Raw genomic sequence first — 20,363 nt, 5'->3', positions numbered from 1 at the left:
AACCCGGAAGCTAAGGCCACCTGCGCCGATGGTACTGCACTCGACAGGGTGTGGGAGAGTAGGACACCGCCGGAACATCATTGCGAAAGGCCCCCCAACATTGTTGGGGGGCCTTTTTGCGTTCTCCCACACCTTGTTTCGAGAGCTCCTGTCCGGGTACCGCCGGAATCAGTTCGACAGGAGTGAGGATCTCGATGAGCACCACGGCCGGCAAGATCTCCCAAGCGGAGCGGATCGCCCAACACCCCACGTTCGAGCGCTTCGCGCGCGCCGGTTACGTAATGACGGGGGTCGTCCATCTGATCATCGGCTACATCGCGCTGCGTCTGGCCTTCGGCGGCGGTGGCGGTACCGCCGATCAGTCCGGCGCCATGGCCGAGCTGGCAAGCAAACCGGGCGGCGTGTTCGTATTGTGGCTCGCCGTAGTCGCTTTCGTTTTGCTCTCGCTGTGGCGTCTCGCTGAGACGTTCTTCGGCAGCGCCTCCAAACCCGACCACGACGACAAGAAGCACGAAGCGTTCCGGCGCGGCAAAGCCTTCGCGCTGGCGGTCATCTACCTGGTCTTCGCGTTCACTGCCCTGAGCTTCGCCCGTGGCGCGGGCAAATCCAGCAGCAGCGAAAGCAAAAGCTGGAGCGCGCGTCTGATGGAGAGCGCCGGCGGCAAACTGCTTCTCGTGCTGATCGCACTGGTGATCATCGGTGTCGGTGGCTACCACCTCGACAAGGGCGCCAGTAAGAAGTTCCTGAAGGACTTGCAGGGCGGCGTCAGCCAGCTGGTCCGCCGGATGGGCATGACCGCCTACATCGTGAAGGGACTCGCCGTCGCCGCGGTCGGCGGGTTGCTGATCATCGCGACCTTCCACTCCAAGCCGGATGAGGTCGCGGGTCTCGACGGCGCGCTGAAAACCCTTGGCGCGCAACCGTACGGCGTGATCCTGCTGGTCGTGGCCGCGCTGGGCATCATCGTCTACGGCCTGTACAGCTTCGTCATGGCGCGGTTCGCGAAGATGTAGCGTGTGCGGGTATGGCGACCACCACCATCGGCAAGCACGTCAATGCGCCCAGGTCGGCTGTCTACCGCCTGCTGGTCGACGCGGAATCGGTCCAGACCTGGCAGGTACCGACCGGAATGTCCAGTGAGGTCCACGAATTCGACGCCCGCGAGGGCGGCCACTTCCGGATCTCCCTCACCTACGACGACCCGACCGGCACCGGCAAAACCACCGCGCAGACCGACACCCACCACGGCCGCTTCATCACATTGGTACCCGACGAACAGGTCGTGCAAATCGTCGAATTCGAATCCGACGACCCCACGATGAGCGGCGAAATGACAATCGCCATAACGCTCACCGACGCCGCAAACGGCGGCACCGACATCATCGCCATCCACGAAAACCTCCCCCACGGAGTGGACCCCGAACAGAACGAACTCGGCTGGCGCCTCTCCCTCGCCAAGCTCGCCGCACTAGCCGAAACCGGCCGAGTCCCCTAGAGCTGCGCCGAACTGCGCGAGGGTGACGGCACACTCCAGGCTGTCACCCCCCACAGCGAACTGGCTGGGGGCGACTGCACAGGCCAGGCCGTCACCACACAGCGCCTGTGCAGTCACACCCAGCGTTGTAACCAGCTCCACCACAGCGCTACCGGGCGAGTAACACACCCACCACTGCAGCATTCGCGCTTCGGTCAGACGTCCAGGCAGCGCTCGCGCTTCGGCCAGACGCCTAGCCCGAGACCGGCCGCCTTCTCGCACCGGACCATAGGCTGTGGCGAACTGAGTGAGGATGACTGCACAGGCCGGGCCGTCACCGCACAGTGCCGATCGCACGTGTGCAGTCACTTCCAGTGCTGTAACCAGCTCCACCGCAGCGCCGCCCGCGACTGCACACCGCACCGCAGCATTCGCACCTCGGCCAGACGCCTAGTCAACATTCGCGTGTCGGCCCGGACGCCTAGGCAGCGCTCGCGTGTCGGCCGGATGTCTAGGCAGCATTCGCGCGTCGGCCGGATGTCTAGGCAGCGCTCGCGGCCAGGCGGCGGCGGCGGCATGCTCAGCGCCTGGCGAAAATCGCCTCGTGGCAGTCGGATACGAGGGCGACGAACTCCGCGCTCGCCGCGACACCCAGCACCGAGAAAGCCGGGCTGATCATCTCGTCGGTGAGCGCCTCGGCTCGCTCCCACCGCTCCCGCAACTCCGGCGTGATCTCGGGGAACGGCGTGTCCCACCCGAACCAGGCCGCCTGCGCCGGACCGTCGTTGAACGGCGACCCCTTGATCACCACCGCCTGGAGCGGCGTCAATCCGCTCGCGCGGATCGCCATCAGGTGCAACCCGCCGCGGAGCTCCCGCAAGGTATGGGCCAGGTGCAGCACCCGGGCCGGCGCGTCCGCCGCCAGCGGCATCGCCCGCCAGCCGGCGAACAATGCGGATCCGGCCGAATCCGCTTCCTGCACAACGGCTTCCAGGAGCTCCGCGAGCCGCGGGGCCGCCTCGAAGGCCGCCAGTTTGCGCCGCCCGAAATCCTGACATGCGCCGAGGTAACCCTCGGCCGCTTTCGCCGCCGGAATGGCCGCCGTCGTATCCCAGCCGGCGCGAATCGTGTTCAGCGGCAGGAAGCCGAACGCTGAGGACACGACGTCGGCGTCCACATCACCCAGCACGCCACCGCGGCCACGGACGTACCCGCCGAGGAACCCGTCGACTCCGGTGGTGGCCGCGAAATCCTTGGCTTCCCGCGAGAACATGAAGCTCCCGCCGACCCGCTGAATCTGATCACTTACCGCGGTCGCGACCGACATATCCCTACCCTTCACCGAAAAGCTCTGTCCTCGCAGACTACTCACCGGGCGGGTTATCTCCGCGAGTCACCGCTGCGGGACGGCGCACCCTTCGGGTCCGCAGGCGTCGTCGGTGCCGCCGAGCACCTCGATCTCAGGGGCGTGGTCGGTCCACGCTCGCTCGAGCGCCTGGGTGAATACCTCCGGCGGCTGGGCGCCGGAGACCCCGTATTTGCGGTCGATGACGAAGAACGGCACGCCGCGCGCACCCAGCCGGGCGGCCTCGGCTTCGTCGGCGCGCACCGCGTCGGCGTATGCCTCCGGATCGGCCAGCACGGCTCGGACCTGGGCCTCGTCGAATCCGGCGCCGATCGCCACCTGCACCAGACGCTCGGTGTCGCCGAACAGCGGCCGCTCGTCGGCGAAGTTGGCTTCGTACAGCGCGTCCAGCAGCGCTTCCTGCCGGCCCTGGGCGAGGGCGAAGTGCAGCAGCCGATGCATATCGAAGCTGCTACCGAAGTCGCGCCCCTCGATCCGATAGTCCAGCCCCATTGCCTCGGCCTGTACTCCGATGCCGCGTTCGTTGGCTGCGGCCTGCGCCTCGCTGATGCCGTACTTCGCGGCGATGTGCGGGATCACCGCATCGCTGTGTCCGGGATCCAGGGTGGGATCCAATTCGAAGGACCGGTGCAGCACCTCGACGGCGTCCCGGTGCGGGAAACCCGCGAGCGCCTCCTCGAACCGCCGTTTGCCCAGGTAGCAGAAGGGACAGTTGATATCGGTCCAGATCTCGACCTGTACGGCCATGACACCTCGTTCCGTTCCCGCGCGAGCGGGATCTCCGCCGCGAGTACTACCGATTGGAAACAGCGTGACCTGCGCGAATGTTCCCAGAGCTGGTCAGCGTGGCTGGAGCCGGGCGCGATCGGCGGCGGCGCGTCCGGCATCCCAGCCCGCGGCGCTGGCGATGGTCGTGCGTTTCGGCGCGACCGCGGGGAACAAGGTGTCGAAGGCTTTGTCGACTCTGGCCTGCTGGGAGGCCAGCACCGGAAGCAGCCGCTCCGGGTCGGTGGATTCGGCGATCGTGGCCTTGTTCGCCGCGGCGAGCCGCTCGCCGACGCGGGTGGCGTAGGCGAGCAGGAACGACTTGCGGAAGGAACGGCTGCGGGAGTGCGCGTCGCGGACATCCGGGTCGCCGCTGGCGATCATGGCGCGGGTGGCTTGGACGAGCAGCGAGGTGACCAGCATTTCGACCGCGTCCAGGTCGGGTTCGTCGCCGACGACGGTGGTGAAGCCCCAGTCCGAGAAGATGGCGCGGCAGCGATTCGCTTCGGTGACGACTTCCACCAGCAGCGCCTTGGCGTCCAGGTAGGGGGTGTCGAGCCAGATGCGGCGGGCGCCGGGCAGGTCGGCGGCGATGCCTTGGGCCTCGATCAGGACGCGATCTATGGCGTACTTGGTCATCAGCTCCTGGGCTTTCGCCGACAGCGCCTCGGCCTCCTCAGGAAACGAGGTGGACTCGGCTTTGGCCAGCAGGCCGCGCACTCTGGTGAGCGCTTTGCCGTCGGCGCGGTGCACGACGCCCGTAGCGGAACGGGGCACGGTGCCGGGGAGCGGCCGAATGATCTCCAACTTCGGCAGCTGGATCAGCAGGGCCAGGGCGTGGATGACCGTGGTCAGCGCTTCGGCGGGGGTGAGCAGTTGTTTCCCGGCCCACTGGCTCAGATGCGGTCGCTCCGCGGACCACCACACGCGCACTCCGATCGCCTCGATCTGCGCATGCCAGGTGTCGTCGACCGCGGCGGCGGGGTAGGGCTCGAGATAGGTGGCCAGCACGTCGACGAGGAAGCTGACCGCGAATTCGTCGACCCGGCGACGGGCAGCCTGATAGACGTCGGCGGGGAGCCAGCCGTTCGCGAATACCCGGGTGACGACATGCTGGCCGGCCAGGTGCGCACCATGTTCCAGCTCCGGGGTGAGCGGATCTTGCGCAAGCTCCATGGCGAACTGCCCGGCGACGAGCGTGTCGCCCTTGGCGGTCTCCAGAGCGGCGGCCATGAGCGCATTGGCCACCTGCTCCGGGGTCCGCGGACCGGTACCGCCGTGCGTGACCCAGAAATCGGAGCCGCCCATCCGCGCCCGCTGCTTGGCCGCCCGATGCGCACGATTCGGCTTCTTACCCATGGGCGGCCCCCCTTCATCGTCGGTTGGTGCGGTATCTGCACGGTACGGCCCCGCACCGACAGCTCCGGAAGCCGCCTGCCGGGGCCGACAATGATCAGCGGATGGCGTCGTCGGCTCTCGGGGTGACGGTGGAGGCAGGGACCAGGTTCCAGCGCTCCAGTTGCTTGCGGATCTGCTCGGCGGCGTCGATGTTGAGCGGGCCGCTGGTCCACAGGGCGTAGGGCAGGTTCAGGAAGCGGCTTTCGGTGACGGCGCGGAGCTGGTTGATGCCGGGCTTGCCGCGCAGCAGCTCGACCTTCTGGGCGAAGGTCTGCTCGGGGTAGTCGACGAACATGATGGCGTCAGGGTCGGCGGCCGCCAGGCGCTCCCAGGAGACCTTGGTCCAGGTGTCGTCGACGTCGTCGAGGATGTTGCGGCCGCCCGCGGCCTCCAGGATCGCTTGCGGCGCACCGAATTTGCCGCTGGAGAAGATGGTGTCGCTGGCGCTGTCGAAGAGGAAGATGTTGGGCTTGCGCGCGGGTTGCGGCGCGGATTTCAGGGCGGCGAGGCGCTGGTCCAGGTCGGTCGTGAGTTCGGTGGCGCGGTCGGCGCGGCCGGTGATGGCCCCGAGGTTGGTGAGGTCGGTGCGCAGCGCGGTCCACGGTTCGACGATGCCGCGGGTGCCTTCGCCGGGCTGGCGGCAGCTCTCGGTGAGGACATAGGCGGCGACGCCGTCTTTCTGCAGCGAGGCGGGGGTGAGGTTCTTGGCTTCGTCGTAGCCGTAGTTCCAGCCCGCCACCATCACGTCCGGGCGCTGCGCGAGCACGGTCTCCCGCGAGGGGTATTGCGGGGCAACCGATTTCAAGCCGTCGACCGCCGCGCCGTAGTGCCGGCGCAAGGTGTCGGCGTCCCGCTGGACGCTGGAGACGGCGACCACCTGGTCCTGCGCACCGAGGGCGAGCGCCATGGAGACCAGGTTGCCGTCGTTGACGAACATCCGCTCCGCCTTCGCCGGAAACTGCACGTCGGCGTCGCAGTTGCGGATGGTCAGCGTGCCGGCTGCGGGGGCTTGGTTCCCGCAGGCTGCCAGGGTGGTGGCCAGTGCGGCCGCGGCCAGCACTCGGACGATGTTCCTCATCGGTATTGCCTTTCGCGAGCGCGTCATACGGACGCGGTGGGGGTGAATAGAAGATGTGATTCGCCGGTGTCCGGGTGCTGGACCCGGATGGCGTGCACGCCGAAAACGGCTTCGAGGACGTCCGGGCGCAGGGCATTTGCTGGCGCCTCGAGCGGGTGCGTGGTGCCGTTGTGCAACACCAAGATTCGATCGCAGTAGCGGTCGGCCAGCGACAGTTCGTGCAGGGCCATGATGACGGTGCGGTTCAGAGTCCGTGTCAGCGCTAGCAATTCGAGCTGATGGGTGATGTCGAGATGGTTGGTCGGTTCATCGAGCAGTAGGACCGGAGTGTCCTGCACCAGTGCGCGGGCGAGCAGCACCCGCTGCCGCTCACCGCCGGAGAGATGCTGCACCGGCCGATCCGCGAATCCGGCCAGATCGACTGTGGCCAAGGCTTCTTCGATGATTTTCTGCTCGCGCGGCGATCCCGCGCCCCACGGCGGGAGATACGGCGTGCGGCCCAGCGCGACGACTTCTCCGGCCCGCAGGTCCGCAGGCGGGCGCTCGTCCTGAGCGACGAGGGCCACGATCCGGGCCCGGCGGCGCGGTGAAAGATCATGCAGCACAGTGCCGTCCACGATGACCTGTCCGTGCCCGGGGCGCTGTACCCCAGCGAGCACGCGCAACAAGGTGGACTTGCCACTCCCGTTCGGGCCCACGATGCCGACGACCTCGCCCGGTTCGACGTCGAAGGTCGCCTCGGAGATGACGCGTCGTTTGCCCGCAGTGCACGCCAGTCCGTGAGCCGCTACGGCAGCACCGCTCGCCGCGTTCGAGGAATGTTCCGAATCAGTCACGCTCGGCCCGCTCTGGGCGATGCTGGGCAAAGCGACGACACACATTCGCCTGGCCCTGCGCAGGCCGACCCGGGGCCGACAGGAATTCGCCTGGTCGCGCGCAGACCGGGCATGGCAGGGGCCCGGACTTACGTGTTTGCGTGCAGGCAGACCGGGGCGGCGGCACGCATTCGGCTGGTTGTGCGCAGGCCGACCGGGGTGGTGGCACGGATTTGCCTGGTTGCGCGCAGGCCGGGCAGGGCGGCGGCACGCATTCGGCTGGTTGTGCGCAGGCCGACCGGGGTGGTGGCACGGATTTGCCTGGTCGCGCGCAGGCCGGGCAGGGCGGTGGCACGGATTCGCCTGGTCGCGGGCGGAACGGGGCAGCGCGGCGCGGCCGTGCCGGGTGCGAGCACACTGATCCCGGCCGTAAACGGAAGCCGCGGTTCATGATTCTCCGAAGTGGTAGCGGCGGCGGCCCAGCAGGAGCAGGAAGGCCGGTGCGCCGATGAGGCCGGTCAGGACGCCGACGGGGATCTCGGTCGGGCGGCCGAGTGCGCGGGTGGCGGCGTCGGCGACGACCAGGAACAGCGCCCCGCACAGCGCGCTTGCGGGCAGCAGGTTGCGGTGGCGTGGGCCGACGACGAGACGTGCGGCATGCGGAATGACCAGTCCGACGAAGCCGATGCCGCCGGAGACCGCGACGAGCACGCCCACCAGAATCGCGAGCAGTACGAACAGGGCGATTCGCAGTTGCTTGACCGGGACGCCGATGGCGGCGGCGGTGTCGGCGCCGAAGGCGAGCGCGTCGAGCCAGCCACTGACGACATAGAGCGCCAGGGCGGCGAGCGCGACGACGGCCACGGGCAGTCCGAGTTTGGTCCAGTCCGCGCCGGCGAGGCTGCCGAGCAGCCAGAACAGGACCGACTGGGCGGCGGCAGGATCCTTGCTGCGAAAGACCAGGTAGCTGCTGAAGGCGGCGAACGCCGACCCGAGCACCGTTCCGGTCAGCACCAGGCGCAGTGGCGTCAACCCGCCCTGCGCCACCGCGATGACGAAAACCATTGCCGCCGCGGCGAACGCGCCGACCAGCGCACCGGCCGACAGCGCCCAGATACCGGCGCCGGCGAACAACCCGGAGGTGATGACGGCGGCAGCGCCCACGCCCGCTCCGGAGGACACTCCGAGCAGGTAGGGGTCGGCCAGCGGGTTGCGGACCAGGGTCTGCATGGCCGCCCCGGCCAGGGCCAAGCCCGCGCCCACGATCGCGGCGAGGACGGTGCGGGGTACTCGGAGCTGCCAGACGATGGTGTCCAGGCTGAGGTCCTCGGCGGTGCCGCCGAACAACCGGTGCTTCAGGACGTCGATGACGGCTGAAACCGGCAAGGTCTCGGCGCCGAAGCCGGTCGCGAGAACCATCGCGCACAACAGCAGCGCCGCGAGGACCGGCAGCGCGACCGCGGTTCGAACACGAACCATCAGCTATGCGTCCGGTCGTCGGTTCGTGCAACCGGCGCGGGAGCGTGCGTTGTCCGCACACGGACCACGCCGGACCACCGCCCCGCTCGGGATCGCGGCGCAGTACTTATCTCATTAGGCAAGTCGCGGCCTTTCCAGACTTCGCCCGGCGAGGGAGGTCTGACTCTCGCCCAGGTAGGGCGAATCACAGTGGCGCGACCGTTCCGGATTCACACCGGATTCCCGCACCCGCCGGGAATGACGGGGTGAACCATACCGGCCCGTTCGGTTCGCCTGCCGCACCGGCCTCTGCGGCGTTGCGACCAGGCGTGAACCGAGGTCCTTCGCGAAGGTCAGGTTTATCCCGGAGGAGACCGGATAGTCCGATGGCGGACCATCCATTTCCCAGACACAGTGGAGTGATGTCGCTGTTGGACGATCGGCACCCGTCCACCGTCACCGATTACGACGATGCGCGACGCCGGGCCCGTTGGCGGGAAACTCGCCTCGGCCACGAGTGGACGACGTTGCGCCGCGCCAGGGTGACGCTGGTCAGGCTCGCAGTGGTACTGGTGGCGGTACTGGTCGCTTTCGCCCAGTACTGGACCCACGACGTCGCACCGGAGCGGGCCCGGCTCGCCCGCACCGAGCCCGCGATTCTGCCGGTCGCCACCCCCGGCGAACAGCAGAACTGGGACACCGTCGTAGTAGACCTGGTCGGACTCGGCAATCTGAACGCGAGCAACACCGCCGCCGCGCTGCCGTCGCTGAGCCGGCTCGGGGTGGTGTGGGCGATCAAATACGACAACCGCGGTATCGACACGAAGGTCATCGCGGACCTGATCGTCCGCGCCGCGCTCATGTCCGGCCTGAAGAACGTGATGCTGGTGGGCCACAGCATGGGCGGGGTGATCGCGCTCGAGGTCGCCCGCCACATCCACACGGGCAGCGACCGCCGCCTGGTCGGCGTGCTGTTGGACTGCACGCCGATGGATTTGAACGCGGTCCGGGAGGAGAGCCGCGGCCGCGGCGAGGACATGGTGCGCTGGATGGGCTGGCTACCCGGCGCGCGCGAGAGCCGCATCCTCCGGCTGATCGTCGAAATGTACGCCCGCCGCGGCGAATTCGTCGACCGCGGCCTCGACGGAGCCCCCGGCATCCGGACACCGGAACTCCGCGACGTGATCGAACGCGTCCTGCACGACAAGATCTTCTCCGCCGACGCCGCCAGCAACGGCCTGATCGAGGCCCAATTCCTGGCGATCGTCGCCGGCGGCACCACCAACGACCTGCACGCCCTGTCCCGCCCCATCCCCGGCAAACCCCGTCCCGCCATCGTCTTCCTGCGCCCGCGCGACCCCGAACGCGACCGCGTCGTCGACGTCGCCTACTCCCACCAGCTCCTGATCGAACTGGCCGGCGGCGTCGACGGCAGCCTCCTGGTCGCCTACCCGCGAAACACCGGCCACGCCAACCCGATTCAACGCCCGCGCGAATACAACCAGGTGATCACCGACCAGGTGCTGCCATTCGTGCAGCGCTACCAGCAGCAGATGCGCGCGGCCACCGGCTCCGCCGCACCGGGCTGAGCACTCGGCTCAGCGGTGGGGCCTGTAATGCGGATTCGGCCGCCAGAACCGTGGCAGTTCCGTGGCGACAGCATCGAAACCGCGTCCGAACAGTGTGAATCGAAGCCGTTGCCACTGGTCCTCGGACATCTCGAAGCAGCCTGCGATGAATCTCCGATCGATGCCCGCCGGGAACGAGACCAGGAACGGGGCCGCCCCGATATCGACCGGATCGACGAACCCGCCCGGCGCATCGGTGACATAAACGCGCCGCAGGTCCCCGTCCCGCCCATAGTCCGCCGCGACGTCGATCCGCCGCGTGGTCGACACCCATGTCCACGGCGACGGGAATGTCTCGCCTGACGTGCTCGGATGGAACCCGAGATCGAAAACCTCTGCCGGAGAACGGGAATCGCCTCGCAGCAACAAGCCTGCCGAGGTTCGCCAGCCAGCGGCCGCCGAATGCTGCTCGATCCGGTGCAAGTCGGATCGGAGGTAGGCGACCTCGTCCTCCGCGATGTCCCGCCCGCTGCCCGGTGCGGCCGCGACGACCTCGCGGTCATCGGACAACGCATTCGCGACCGGCGCGACTGTCCCGGTATCCGACTGCTCACGCACCAGGCGCTCGGCGATTTCCTGCCCAGTCGGTGCGCTGCCCTCGGCGCCGAGTGTGAACGGCACATCGGGGTTGTGCCCCGACCGCAACTCCAGGAGGTGCTGGACGGCGCGATACCGAATGCTCGCGGCAGCCGGTGACGCACCCTGATCGCGAAGCGCCTCGATGACCTCGCGGTCCTCCGCACCGAGTTCGTCGAGACGACGGTCCAGCTGTTCCGGAGCGTCCGTGCGCAGATTCGTGACGACATCGGCCGTCGAGATCTGCTCCTGGAAGGTGGGATTCGCCGACAGCGCGTCGAGCAATCTCCGCAGTGCGCGCGATTTCTGGACCTTGAAGGCTGAGTATCCGACGCCGAGTTGGGCCGCGCCATCGTCGGTGGAGATGTCTGGATCTGCCAGCACCAGTCGAGCGACCGACCGCTCGCCATTGGTCAGACTGGTCCACTCATAGGCGAATCGGTCCGAATCCGACTCTCGTACGCGCGCGATCGCTGCCCAGAGTTCGGCGATGGGAGTCTCAGCCCGGCCGAGACTGAATGCGTCGGCCAGCGCGACGATTCCACGAATGGCGCCGCGTCGCTCGTTGCCCGCCGGCATGGCGGCCACCGTCGTCTGGATTTCGTCGGGCGGTCCGTGCAGTAGATCGGTCAGGATCTCCCGTTGGGTGGGCGTCAACGCTCTGATGCCCGGTGTGAGCAGTTGCGGGTCGATGCGCGCGACCGCAGCGACCAATTCGAACGCGGCGAGGTTGGTCTTCCCCATACGTGCGGTCTTTCGGGCAGCTCGCGGGGCCTTTCGAGCAGCGGACACCGGTCCCTGGCGGCTTGCGCGGAGTGCGCCCGCGGACCGGGGTGTGTCGGCGATTCTTCCGGAATCTTCCGCGCGTGTCCGGATCACATTGTCGGCGAAATCGGAAATGATCTGCGGGCGTAGCTCATTCACCGCGGCCGTGGTCAATCGCAGTCGCCGGGCGACCTGCGCGACCGACCGCTCCCGCCAGTACAACTCGACCAACGCCAGTTGCCTCAGGCTTCGGAAACTCCCTACCGTCGGCAGCGCGCGCAAGAGTTGATCGTTCGTGGCCGCACGCAAAGCTGCGACGCGGGCGTCGGATTCGGGGACTCGCGCGGTATGAACCAGTTCGTCGATCAGCAATTCCCGAGTGCCGTCGGGCACTTGGTCCGGCAGGCCACCGCCGATTCGATCTGCGTCCTCGGAGGTTCGGCCGATACGCAGGTCGTTGTCGGGTTGCGGCAGGGAAGTGTCGCCGATACCGGTGATGACTCGGCTGCCACGCCATACCGTGGCCCATGTTGCCGCTGTTTCTGCCCGGGTGCCGCCGGTCAGGTCGGCCAGCGATGTCCGGCCGACGTTTTCGGTGCGGAACCATTCTCGGCCCTGGTCGTCGAGTCCGTCGTAGGTGACCGTCCGGCCGTCGACTTCGAATTGCATGCCGCCCAGGTATTTCACGGCGTAGGAGTGTGCGCCGATGCCGTATCTGCCGGTGCTGGTGCGTTGGTCGAGAACCCAGGCGATCGCACCGGGCCCGCCTTTTCGTCTCAGGCGTTCGATCAGGTTGGCGTGACCGTTCTGATCGGGTCCGCCGAACCCTTCGGGCTTTGCACCGCGCAGAGCCTTCCGGACGGTGCGCCACCGGAAGCCGGACGGATTGTGCGGCTGGATCGGCGGAACATCGACGACGGCACCTTGATCGGCGGCGACGCGTCCCAGCGAATCGGGGACACAGGTGTTGAGCGCCGGCAGGATGCGCGCTGGAGCCGGTGTGGCCGCGGGGAATTGGATGCCGTCGGGTGTGCGACCGGTCAGCATCCCGAGAACCGGCCAGGCCGAACCGAATCCGGCGTTCTTCCGCCATACCCGGCTGTGGGGGGACCAGGGTGGCGGGGTGCGGCCCCATTCCCAAGTGTCGCCGCTGGTCAGTTCGGGGCGGTTCGCGTCCCAGTCGAGACCGCGGATCTTCGCGTGCCGGTTGGCGTCCTCCCAGGTGGGGTGGGGGTGTTTGCGGTGCGGCTCGGCGGCGATCAGATTCTCGGCTTCGGTGATGAACTCGGCTTCGGCCAGAAAATCCTCGAGCATGAGGATGTCGGCGCGTAGCGGGACGCCGTTCTCCAGGCGGTTGAGTGCGGTGACGAAATCCGGCGACGGGTCCAGCCGCGCCTTGCGGCCCGGGTCGGCGGCGAATCGGAATTCGTTGCGCATCGCATGGTCGAGGACTTGTCCGACAGCGTTTCGCAGCTCAGCGGCCGGCCGGATAGTGCCTGTGCTGGTGCGCACCCAGGTGCCGCCGTCTGTGTGGCGCGGCAGCTGCGAGCCGTCGGTGTCCAGCACCCAGCGTTTGCCGGCGGCCGACCATATCCAGGTGCGGTGGTCGCCGCCGGAATAGCGGCCGGGATCGTTGATCGCGTGCGCGACGATATTGCCGATGACCCGGTCGCGGTGCTGGTCGATCCAGTCGTATTGTCCGGCCGTCCACTCCAGCAACCGATCCCACGCTTGCCGCTGGAGTCGTTCGTCTTCCTGGAGGGAGGCGATGTCGCCCTCGATGGCCGGTCCCGGTCCCTGCAGCCGGGCCATCCGATTCTCGCGCCGGCGTGCTCCGGCGTCTTCTTCGGATCCGTGGTGCAGCGGCTGATGGTAGTCGACGAAGGCGCCGTCCGGCGTCTGGAACAGATGCGGATCGTCGTGCAGTGGTTGCGGATTCGCTTGTCCCTGACGAAACCACGGATACTGTCCGGCGCTGCGGAAGAAGGGTAGCCAGCGGGTGGCGTCATAGCGGACCTGATGCCGCCGGACCTGGGTATCGAATTCCCGGATGCGGGCGGCCACCGCGGCCGGCCCGATGGTGCCGGCCTGTATCTGCGCCTGCAAGTCCTTGATCGCTGGGGCCAAGCCGGGCGGCAGGTCCGTACCTGGTATCGAGTGCGTCACCCAGCTCGCGAACCGCCCCAGCCAGGGACGGTGCTGCAGCAAGTCCAGCGTCCAAGGGTGCCGCAGGCCGCGTTTCTCGATAATGCTCAAACCGATGATGAAGCTGTGGAACAGGTTTTCACCGAGATTCTGCGTGGTGACCGCGGCATCACCCAGCACGTAGTCTCCGGCGAGAGCGAACGGCGGCGCTTTGCTGAACACCAGCTCAGGGGGCGGCGTACCGGCGGAAAGTCCCTGGAGTAGACCGGCTTCGATGGGATCGACGGTTTGTACGATGCCGTATTTGGTGAAGCCGAGGAACGGTGGATCCGTATACGGTGCAGGGGCTTTCGCCCGATCGGCCACGGTCGTCGGCGCCGGAGCCCACAGCGCGCGTGCGTAACTGGACGCGGCGTTCACACCCAGCGTGGGGTGGTTGAACTCGAGGTCGGCCTGCGGCAGCGGTACGGGTTTCCATTCCCCGCCGCTGTCGCGCCAGAGTGTGAGGTCGATGGCTTCGCCGCGCAGTACCGCTGGACCGTTCGGCGGCCGCAGTGCCGGCCCTGGCAGCTGTTCGAGCCGGTACCGGCCGTCCCCTGCCGGGACGAGTCGTCGGTACTCGACCTTCATCGGCGCCACGCCGTCGCCGTATTGGTGCCGGATCGCCTGTGCCACAGCGCTATCGACTGTCATCGCCTGTTCGAAGGTGGCGTCGAGGTCGGCGGTGGAGTCGGACGGCATGCCGATGACGACGATCCTGGGAACCGGGCCGCGCTGGTACAGCACGGAGTTGTCCACGATGCGGCCGCCCTCGACGGACTGCCGCGCTTCCAGTGCGCGCAACCGGGCGTGGTGGTCGTCGGCGGCCTGGATCTGTTCGGCGTCCCGCGTCCCGGCGAGCCGGCGGTCGAGATCCGAGATCTTGCGTTCCAATTCCCGAAACTGGGCATCCAAGTCGTTGAAATGTTCCGCCGCGGACTGAAATTCGCGCAGCTGGTTGCTGGGCACCGGCGTCCACGGGGCCGTCCGGCCGGACTCCACCGGGGCCCGCATCGGGTCGTCCTGGTCGACAGGTGCGGGTTCGGCCGCCTCGGCGGCCAGCATCGACTCGAGCGTGGAGGTGAGTTCGGCCTGGCTCAACGCTCGATCGAGGCTGTCGAAATCGTCGACCGGGTCCAGCCCCAGGGCGGCCGCCAGGTGCGCGGTCGCGGGTAGCCGGTCCCGCTCGAGCCGGGCCTGGACCCGCTCCGCATGCACCTCCTTCCGCTTTTCGGACAGTTTCCGGCGTTGTTCTACGAGCTCCGCCAGCCGCCTGAGGCGTGCCAGGGTCCTTGCGATCTCGGGTGGGGCGTGCGCCGGTGGCCGGCCCGAATCAGCGTCAGCGGCATCGTTATCGGTGGTTCGACCGATACGCAGGTCGTCTTCCGGTTGTCGCAGCGTGGGATCGCCGATGCCGGTCAGCACCTGGCCGTCGCGCCAGGCGGCTACCCACGTCGCCGCGGTCTCTTCGCGACTGCCGCCGGTCAGTTCTGCCAGCGACTTCCGGTCACCGGCTTCGGTCCGGAACCATTCCTGACCGTGTTCGTCGGTTCCTTCGTAGCTGACCGGTCGGCCGTCGATGTCGAAACTGTTGCCGCCCAGGAATTTCACCGCGTAGGCATGCGCACCCACGCCGAACTGGTCCACCGTCGTGCGCTCATCGAGGACCCACGCCATCGTTCCGGGCCCGCCGCGCGTCATCAACGATCCGATCAGTGTCGCGTGGGACACGCATCCTTGCGGCTGCGCGCCCCGCAACCGTGGTCGCACATCGGCCCAGCGCGTGCCCGCGAGGTTGCCGGGCTGCTGTTCCGGGACGTCGACTACCGGACCCTGATCCGCGGCGACGCGGCCCAATGAGTCAGGCACACAGGTGTTTACGGGGCCCAGATCCGACAGGTCCGGGCCGGACTCGGCGTGCATCGCCGCCAGAATCGACTCCGTCAAATCGACCATGGTGTTGTCGAAGCCGTCCAGTTCCGCGACAGCGAGATAGGACGCGTAATCCAGCTCCGGCGCGGGCAGACCGGCCGCGTCGTAGGCCGCTGTCCACTCGGTGTCGAGCAATTCGTGCAGGACTCGGTCCGACAGATAGTCCACATCCAGGTCATGTCCGGCCCGCAGGATCGAGACGAGATCGTCGAGATCCTGCGGCCGGTCCGCGGCGTCCAGAGCCATGAGCTTGAACAGGATCAGATCCTCGACGGTCATGACACCGTCGACGGCCCGGTTCAGCGCCGCCTGCTCAACCCGGCCTTCGGCCATCATCAAGTCGACGGCGATGCGCGGCCCGCGCAGGTAGATCGTGTGTAGCGTGCCGTTCGCGTCGGCTTGCGGGAGCACCTCGTAGTCCGGGAAGCCGGCCGTGAGTTGTGCGAGCAGGACATTCGGCTCGCCGGTGACGACGAAGTCCAGGTCGGCGGTAGCGCGCGGCTCGCCGCGATACAGGTTCGCGGCGGCGCCCCCGGCCAGGGCTGCTTCGACTCCCGCATTCCGCAATCGCTGCTTGATCTCGAATACTTCGGCGTCAGAACGCGATTCGGTCGCTTCGGCCCCGAGCAAGGACGTCCGGCGATCGTGCCAGAGGTCGTAAAGGCACTGCTGCCCCGGGGTGGGATCGCCCCACAGCACCGCGCCGTAGGCCTCGGCGAAGGCCTCTTCGAGTTTCAGTGTCGCGTCAGGGTTGAAGCAGTACGGGACGAACTGCTCGTGCAGCCAGGCGTCGAAGGTGCGGTCGGCAGTAGCGGCCTGCTGATATTCCGCCCGCAACAGGTCGGGATAGTGGGTGGCGACGGCGTCTTTGACCACCGGTTGGTCTTCGAGTGCGACATGGCCGAATTCGTGCGCGAGGATGCGGAGGAACACGTCTTGTCCGGTCCCGCGCAGGTCTCCCATTGCCGCTTCCATGGCAGCACGACGCCGCTCCAAGTCGGGGTCGGCCAGGACTGCTTCGGCTATTCGGATTGTGAAACCGCCGCCGATCAGCTGGCGTGTGTACGCCGGGCGCAGGAGGTCGCCGAGGCCGATCGCCGCGGGTTTGACCTCCGGGTGGAAGGCGTGTGCCACCGCCACGGTGTGCACGATCTCGCGCAGCACGCCGACACCGACAGCCGGTGAGTCCACCAGCTCGGTCAGCTGAATCCCGTACTGTTCCTCGACCAACCGCGCCATCGCGGCCTTCGCGTTCTCTTCCGCGACCGATAGTTGTGGCAATGCCGGGGTTGCACCGGCGAGCCGGGCTTCGACCTCCCGAATCAGGCCGGTGGCCAGTACCTCCGCGCCCGGAGACGCGGCCCCGACGGCTCGGGCGGCGAACGACTCCGGTTGCGCCACGGACATTTTGATCCAGCGCCGGGCTCCCGCTCCGGGGTCGATCCGGCAGTGCGCACTGAATTGCTCGTCGAGCCAGGACTCGAAGACGCGTCGATCGACAGCGACACTATGGACGTCGCGGCATCGTTCGAAGAGTTCGAGGCGGGCCCGCTGATTCGCCGCTTTGCCCACGGTATCTGCCAGAGCCTGCCCGACCAGGTACGCCGCTGCGAAACGTACCGGTTCATCAGTCGAAATACCGTGTTGTGCAACCAGTGCCGACAGCGCTGCCCGGTCGGTCAGGAGGCGTGCGTTCACCGCGATGGTCAGCGCGAGACCGTTCGGACCGAGATCGGTATCCACGGAACCGAACTCGGTGGGTTCGAACGCGGCTGACCGGACGGTGACGCTCTGCAGCCAGGTGTGCTCGCGGCCGAGATCCGCCATGGCTGTCCGGAATTCGGCAGCCGTCGAGTGATCGACGGTGGCGGGGTTCGAATCGCTGTCAGCCGCGGAATCGGGTCCGCCAGCTGTCGGATCGGCGGGTGGCGGACTGGTCGGTGGCGGGTCGGCGGGTGGCGGACTGGTCGGTGGCGGGTCGGCGAGTGGCGGGTCGGCGGGCGTCGGATGGGTGGATGGGGGACTGGCGGGTGGCGGACTGGCGGGTGGATCCGCTGGAGGCGTGGATCGTTGCGGGTGCGGATCTGGTTGCCGCCCAGGCTGTTTCGGGCTCCTGATGCCGAGTGGATGGCTGGTTGGCAGATCGGCTGGTGGACGAGGTGGTTCGGGGCCGCGGTCGTTGTCCGATGCCGGTGTTGCCGTGGCTGAGAATTCGGGTGCCACTATCGGTTCGGAATGGCGGGTGGGTGCGGGCTCGGCGGCGTAGGTCGCTTGGATACCCGCGAGAACAATGGGGGTTCCAGCGAGGGGGACCGCGCTTGCGAGGACCGTGCCTGCCGGCTGGGGGTGATAACCCTGCGGAGCCTCGGCCATTGGGAATTGTTGCGGGACTGTCAGATCGAAGGTTTCGGCATGGTCGCCGACTTCGATCACCGTGCATCGCAGCGCGGCCGACTCTGCGGGCATGCGGGTCGACTGGATGCGGACCGACCTGGCCGACCGGCGCACGGCCGCCGCCACGCGGGGCGCGAGCTGGGCCGCGATTCGATCCAGTTGGTGGGTGGTCAAGCCGGGAAGCAGGGTCTGGACCGATTCGAGGGCCGCGACCAGATCGCGAGCGATCGTGGCGGGGTGCACACTGACCACTTGCGCTGCGCCGCTGGAGGTTTCGACGGTCTCAGGTTGGGTGAGAGCATCGCCGAGATTCGGCGAACTACCGCTGCTCGCGTGTGCGGGAGTGGTGGCGTGAGTGCCTGCCTGAGCGCCAGCCGCGAAGGGGAGATTGCCCGCGTTCTGCAGGCCGGGCGCACCGCCGCGTTGTGGGCCGGACGCCATGCCGCTTTGCTGGCTGGACCCGCTGCTTTGCGGGCCGGACGCGATGCCGGACTGTGGGCCAGGCGCGATGCCGGACTGTGGGCCGGACGCGACGCCGCTCTGTTGGCCAGACGCGATGCCGGACTGTGGGCTGGACGCCACGCCGCCCTGTTGGCCAGATGCGATGCCGGATTGCACGCCGGGGGCGATGCCAGACTGTGGACCGGGGGCGATGCCGGTTTGTGTGGCGGGTGCGCCAGTCGCGGCGTCGGAAATGTTTCGGTCCGGTGGTGGCGCCGTGGTTCCATCAGGTGCTGCCGCGGCCGGCACCTGCCCGACAGGATGGCCGATATTGAGCTGCTCCAGCATTGCCAGTCGCGCATGCTGATTCACCTGCGGATTGCTGTGATCGTTTGGAGCAGTGGCAGATTCGACTGCGAACTGGTCCGTACGGTCGATCGCGGCGTGGGTGGCGGCACGCGCGGCGGGGGTGAGCTGCTGATTGTCTACCTGCCGGTGCAGGTTCTCCACCAGGGTGTCGGCGCGTGCCTGCGCTTCCATGGCGCTCATCCACGGCTTCTGCGTCTGCATCTGCTGTGCCGCTTGGGCGATGGAGACGCCAGCGTGATCGGAGGTGCCCTTCCAGCCGTAGACGCCGCTGGGCGCCGCGCCGGAAATCACCCCGCCGAGTAGCGCTTTCGGATCCCACTGGCCGGTGACCAGGGCCGCGGTGACACCGCCGGTCAGTCCGGCGATACCGCCGACCGCGAGCCCCTGCGTCAGGCCGCCGAATCGGTTGACCGACAGTCCGGGGATCTGCATGAACTTCCGGTGCGCAATGTGACCGCCGAGGCCGCCGCCCGCACCGGCGAGCGCCGAGACGCCGGCGTTCAGCCCGACCTGGCCCCAATTGATGCCGTCCTGGCGTCCGGAGTTGATCGACACCGTCTGCGCGCCGACATCTTCCAAGGTGCCCTGCGCCGCCTCGGTGATCCCTTCCTCGATCAGCTCGGCCGCGCCGTGCGCGATCATCACTGTGGGTACCTTGTGGACGCCGAGTTTGAGCAGCCCCTGCGCGATTCGCCGCACCAGCCACTGACCCAGCCGTTCGAAGAACTCCCGGGCGACGATGAGCGCGGTGAGGTGGATCACCGGCCCGGCGGGCCCGGACAGCGTCGCCCACGCGATCTCGGCCACCAGCCAGCCCAGCGCGATATATCCCTGCACCTTCGCGCTGAAGATGTTGTCGCTGTACTCGTAGGACGCGGTAGCGGCTCCGGAAAAGCCCTCCTCCAAGGCGATTCCGCCGTCCAGCAGACCCCGCAGCGCGTTCTCGATGGCGCTGCCGCCGTCCCCGCCCGGGTACGCGGCCGCGTTGGATCGGATGGCGGCATAGATGGCATCGGGCACTTCCGCCCCGAGCAGCACCTCGGCGATCTCGGTCAGGCTGTCGCCGAGGGCCTCGATCAGGTCCTCGTCGGCGTGCGGCCAATCCGCGCCGGCGAGCCAGGCGTAGTCGATCGCCCATTCCGGAAACGGCAATCCCACCGGTCGCTAACCCCATCCTCGATCCGACACCTCGGATCCCGCCTCGGTTACGGCGTCCCCGGTGTCGTCGAACTGCCAGTTCGGCAGCGCTCCGTCGGGATCGTCCGCCACCTCGGAGAGCGGGCCGGAGAGTCGTTCGGCACTCTCGGCCTCGTTGTACCCCAAAGGGATTCGCGCCGACGGGACCGGCGGCCTCTCGGCTTCCAGATCCGGGATCCCGGAGATCAGATCGGACAGCTTCGGCTGCCGCGCCCGCTCGTCCGCGAGCGGTGCCAGCAACTCCTGGAGTTGCCGGGCGGCGTCGTCGGCGGCGGCCTGCGCGACCGCGGTGACCGCGGCGCCGAGCTGTTCCGGTGTCAGCGCCCGGAACTCACCGAAGAAGCGGGTGCCGATCACCTGACCGTCGGCATTCACGGTGACCGCGACCGTCTCATCGGCCGTCGTCGCGGTCGCGGTGATCTGCGCGCGCTGCCGCGCGACCGCACCGATCGCCCGCATCCGACTCCGGAAGTCGTCCATCATCCCGGCCAGTTCACCCCGGGCAGCCTGCCTGTCCCGCACC

The 20,363-nt window shown here is 68.0% G+C and carries 12 protein-coding genes and 1 riboswitch; of the genes, 3 read left to right on the top strand and 9 right to left on the bottom strand.

Going from position 1 to position 20,363, the window contains the following annotated elements:
• The first annotated feature begins 194 nt into the window (after window positions 1-194).
• Together AB0M14_RS37650 and AB0M14_RS37645 are read left to right on the top strand one after the other, a co-directional pair.
• Window positions 195-1,013 (top strand): DUF1206 domain-containing protein, encoded by an 819-nt coding sequence (locus AB0M14_RS37650; protein ID WP_365005000.1) that lies wholly within the window; start codon window positions 195-197, stop codon window positions 1,011-1,013.
• An 11-nt stretch (window positions 1,014-1,024) separates the two neighbouring features.
• Complete coding sequence (locus tag AB0M14_RS37645; protein ID WP_365004997.1) at window positions 1,025-1,495, top strand: SRPBCC domain-containing protein; 471 nt, start codon at window positions 1,025-1,027, stop codon at window positions 1,493-1,495.
• Window positions 1,496-2,054: 559 nt separating this feature from the next.
• Here AB0M14_RS37645 and AB0M14_RS37640 read toward each other — a convergent pair.
• The 7 genes from AB0M14_RS37640 to AB0M14_RS37610 form a co-directional block, all read right to left on the bottom strand.
• Window positions 2,055-2,801, bottom strand: coding sequence for a hypothetical protein (locus AB0M14_RS37640; protein WP_365004994.1), 747 nt, complete (start codon window positions 2,799-2,801; stop codon window positions 2,055-2,057).
• Between the two features lie 66 nt (window positions 2,802-2,867).
• Window positions 2,868-3,587, bottom strand: coding sequence for a DsbA family oxidoreductase (locus tag AB0M14_RS37635; protein WP_365004991.1), 720 nt, complete (start codon window positions 3,585-3,587; stop codon window positions 2,868-2,870).
• A gap of 93 nt (window positions 3,588-3,680) precedes the next feature.
• A complete protein-coding gene (locus AB0M14_RS37630) occupies window positions 3,681-4,964 on the bottom strand; it encodes a DUF2786 domain-containing protein (RefSeq protein WP_365004988.1) in 1,284 nt (427 codons plus the stop codon).
• Window positions 4,965-5,058: 94 nt separating this feature from the next.
• Complete coding sequence (locus AB0M14_RS37625; RefSeq protein ID WP_365004985.1) at window positions 5,059-6,081, bottom strand: ABC transporter substrate-binding protein; 1,023 nt, start codon at window positions 6,079-6,081, stop codon at window positions 5,059-5,061.
• Window positions 6,082-6,104: 23 nt separating this feature from the next.
• A complete protein-coding gene (locus AB0M14_RS37620) occupies window positions 6,105-6,917 on the bottom strand; it encodes an ABC transporter ATP-binding protein (RefSeq protein ID WP_365004982.1) in 813 nt (270 codons plus the stop codon).
• A 128-nt stretch (window positions 6,918-7,045) separates the two neighbouring features.
• The gene (locus AB0M14_RS37615; protein WP_365004979.1) at window positions 7,046-7,312 is read right to left on the bottom strand and encodes a hypothetical protein; all 267 of its coding nucleotides are present in this window, start codon (window positions 7,310-7,312) and stop codon (window positions 7,046-7,048) included.
• Window positions 7,313-7,343: 31 nt separating this feature from the next.
• Window positions 7,344-8,375, bottom strand: a complete 1,032-nt coding sequence (locus AB0M14_RS37610; RefSeq protein WP_365004976.1) for an iron ABC transporter permease — start codon at window positions 8,373-8,375, stop codon at window positions 7,344-7,346.
• A 156-nt stretch (window positions 8,376-8,531) separates the two neighbouring features.
• Window positions 8,532-8,599: riboswitch (cobalamin riboswitch) on the bottom strand.
• A 177-nt stretch (window positions 8,600-8,776) separates the two neighbouring features.
• Between AB0M14_RS37610 and AB0M14_RS37605 the strand changes: the two genes are divergently transcribed.
• Window positions 8,777-9,943, top strand: a complete 1,167-nt coding sequence (locus AB0M14_RS37605; protein WP_365004973.1) for an alpha/beta hydrolase — start codon at window positions 8,777-8,779, stop codon at window positions 9,941-9,943.
• Between the two features lie 9 nt (window positions 9,944-9,952).
• Here the strand turns inward: AB0M14_RS37605 and AB0M14_RS37600 are convergent, their stop codons facing one another.
• Entirely contained in the window at window positions 9,953-19,801 is a 9,849-nt protein-coding gene (locus AB0M14_RS37600; protein WP_365004970.1) for a hypothetical protein, read from the bottom strand.
• Window positions 19,802-19,807: 6 nt separating this feature from the next.
• Complete coding sequence (locus AB0M14_RS37595) at window positions 19,808-20,362, bottom strand: YbaB/EbfC family nucleoid-associated protein (RefSeq protein WP_365004967.1); 555 nt, start codon at window positions 20,360-20,362, stop codon at window positions 19,808-19,810.
• Between the last annotated feature and the right edge of the window lies 1 nt (window position 20,363).

Source organism: Nocardia sp. NPDC051832 (genome assembly GCF_040681285.1).
Taxonomy (GTDB): Bacteria; Actinomycetota; Actinomycetes; order Mycobacteriales; family Mycobacteriaceae; genus Nocardia.
This window is presented reverse-complemented; position numbering and strand designations above follow the sequence as displayed.

Excerpts from the sequence above, each read along its gene's own strand:
- AB0M14_RS37635 (WP_365004991.1), bottom strand. The coding sequence starts at position 3,587 with ATGGCCGTACAGGTCGAGATCTGGACCGATATCAACTGTCCCTTCTGC.
- AB0M14_RS37625 (WP_365004985.1), bottom strand. The coding sequence starts at position 6,081 with ATGAGGAACATCGTCCGAGTGCTGGCCGCGGCCGCACTGGCCACCACC.
- AB0M14_RS37645 (WP_365004997.1), top strand. The coding sequence starts at position 1,025 with ATGGCGACCACCACCATCGGCAAGCACGTCAATGCGCCCAGGTCGGCT.
- AB0M14_RS37610 (WP_365004976.1), bottom strand. The coding sequence starts at position 8,375 with ATGGTTCGTGTTCGAACCGCGGTCGCGCTGCCGGTCCTCGCGGCGCTG.
- AB0M14_RS37640 (WP_365004994.1), bottom strand. The coding sequence starts at position 2,801 with ATGTCGGTCGCGACCGCGGTAAGTGATCAGATTCAGCGGGTCGGCGGG.
- AB0M14_RS37650 (WP_365005000.1), top strand. The coding sequence starts at position 195 with ATGAGCACCACGGCCGGCAAGATCTCCCAAGCGGAGCGGATCGCCCAA.
- AB0M14_RS37630 (WP_365004988.1), bottom strand. The coding sequence starts at position 4,964 with ATGGGTAAGAAGCCGAATCGTGCGCATCGGGCGGCCAAGCAGCGGGCG.
- AB0M14_RS37605 (WP_365004973.1), top strand. The coding sequence starts at position 8,777 with ATGTCGCTGTTGGACGATCGGCACCCGTCCACCGTCACCGATTACGAC.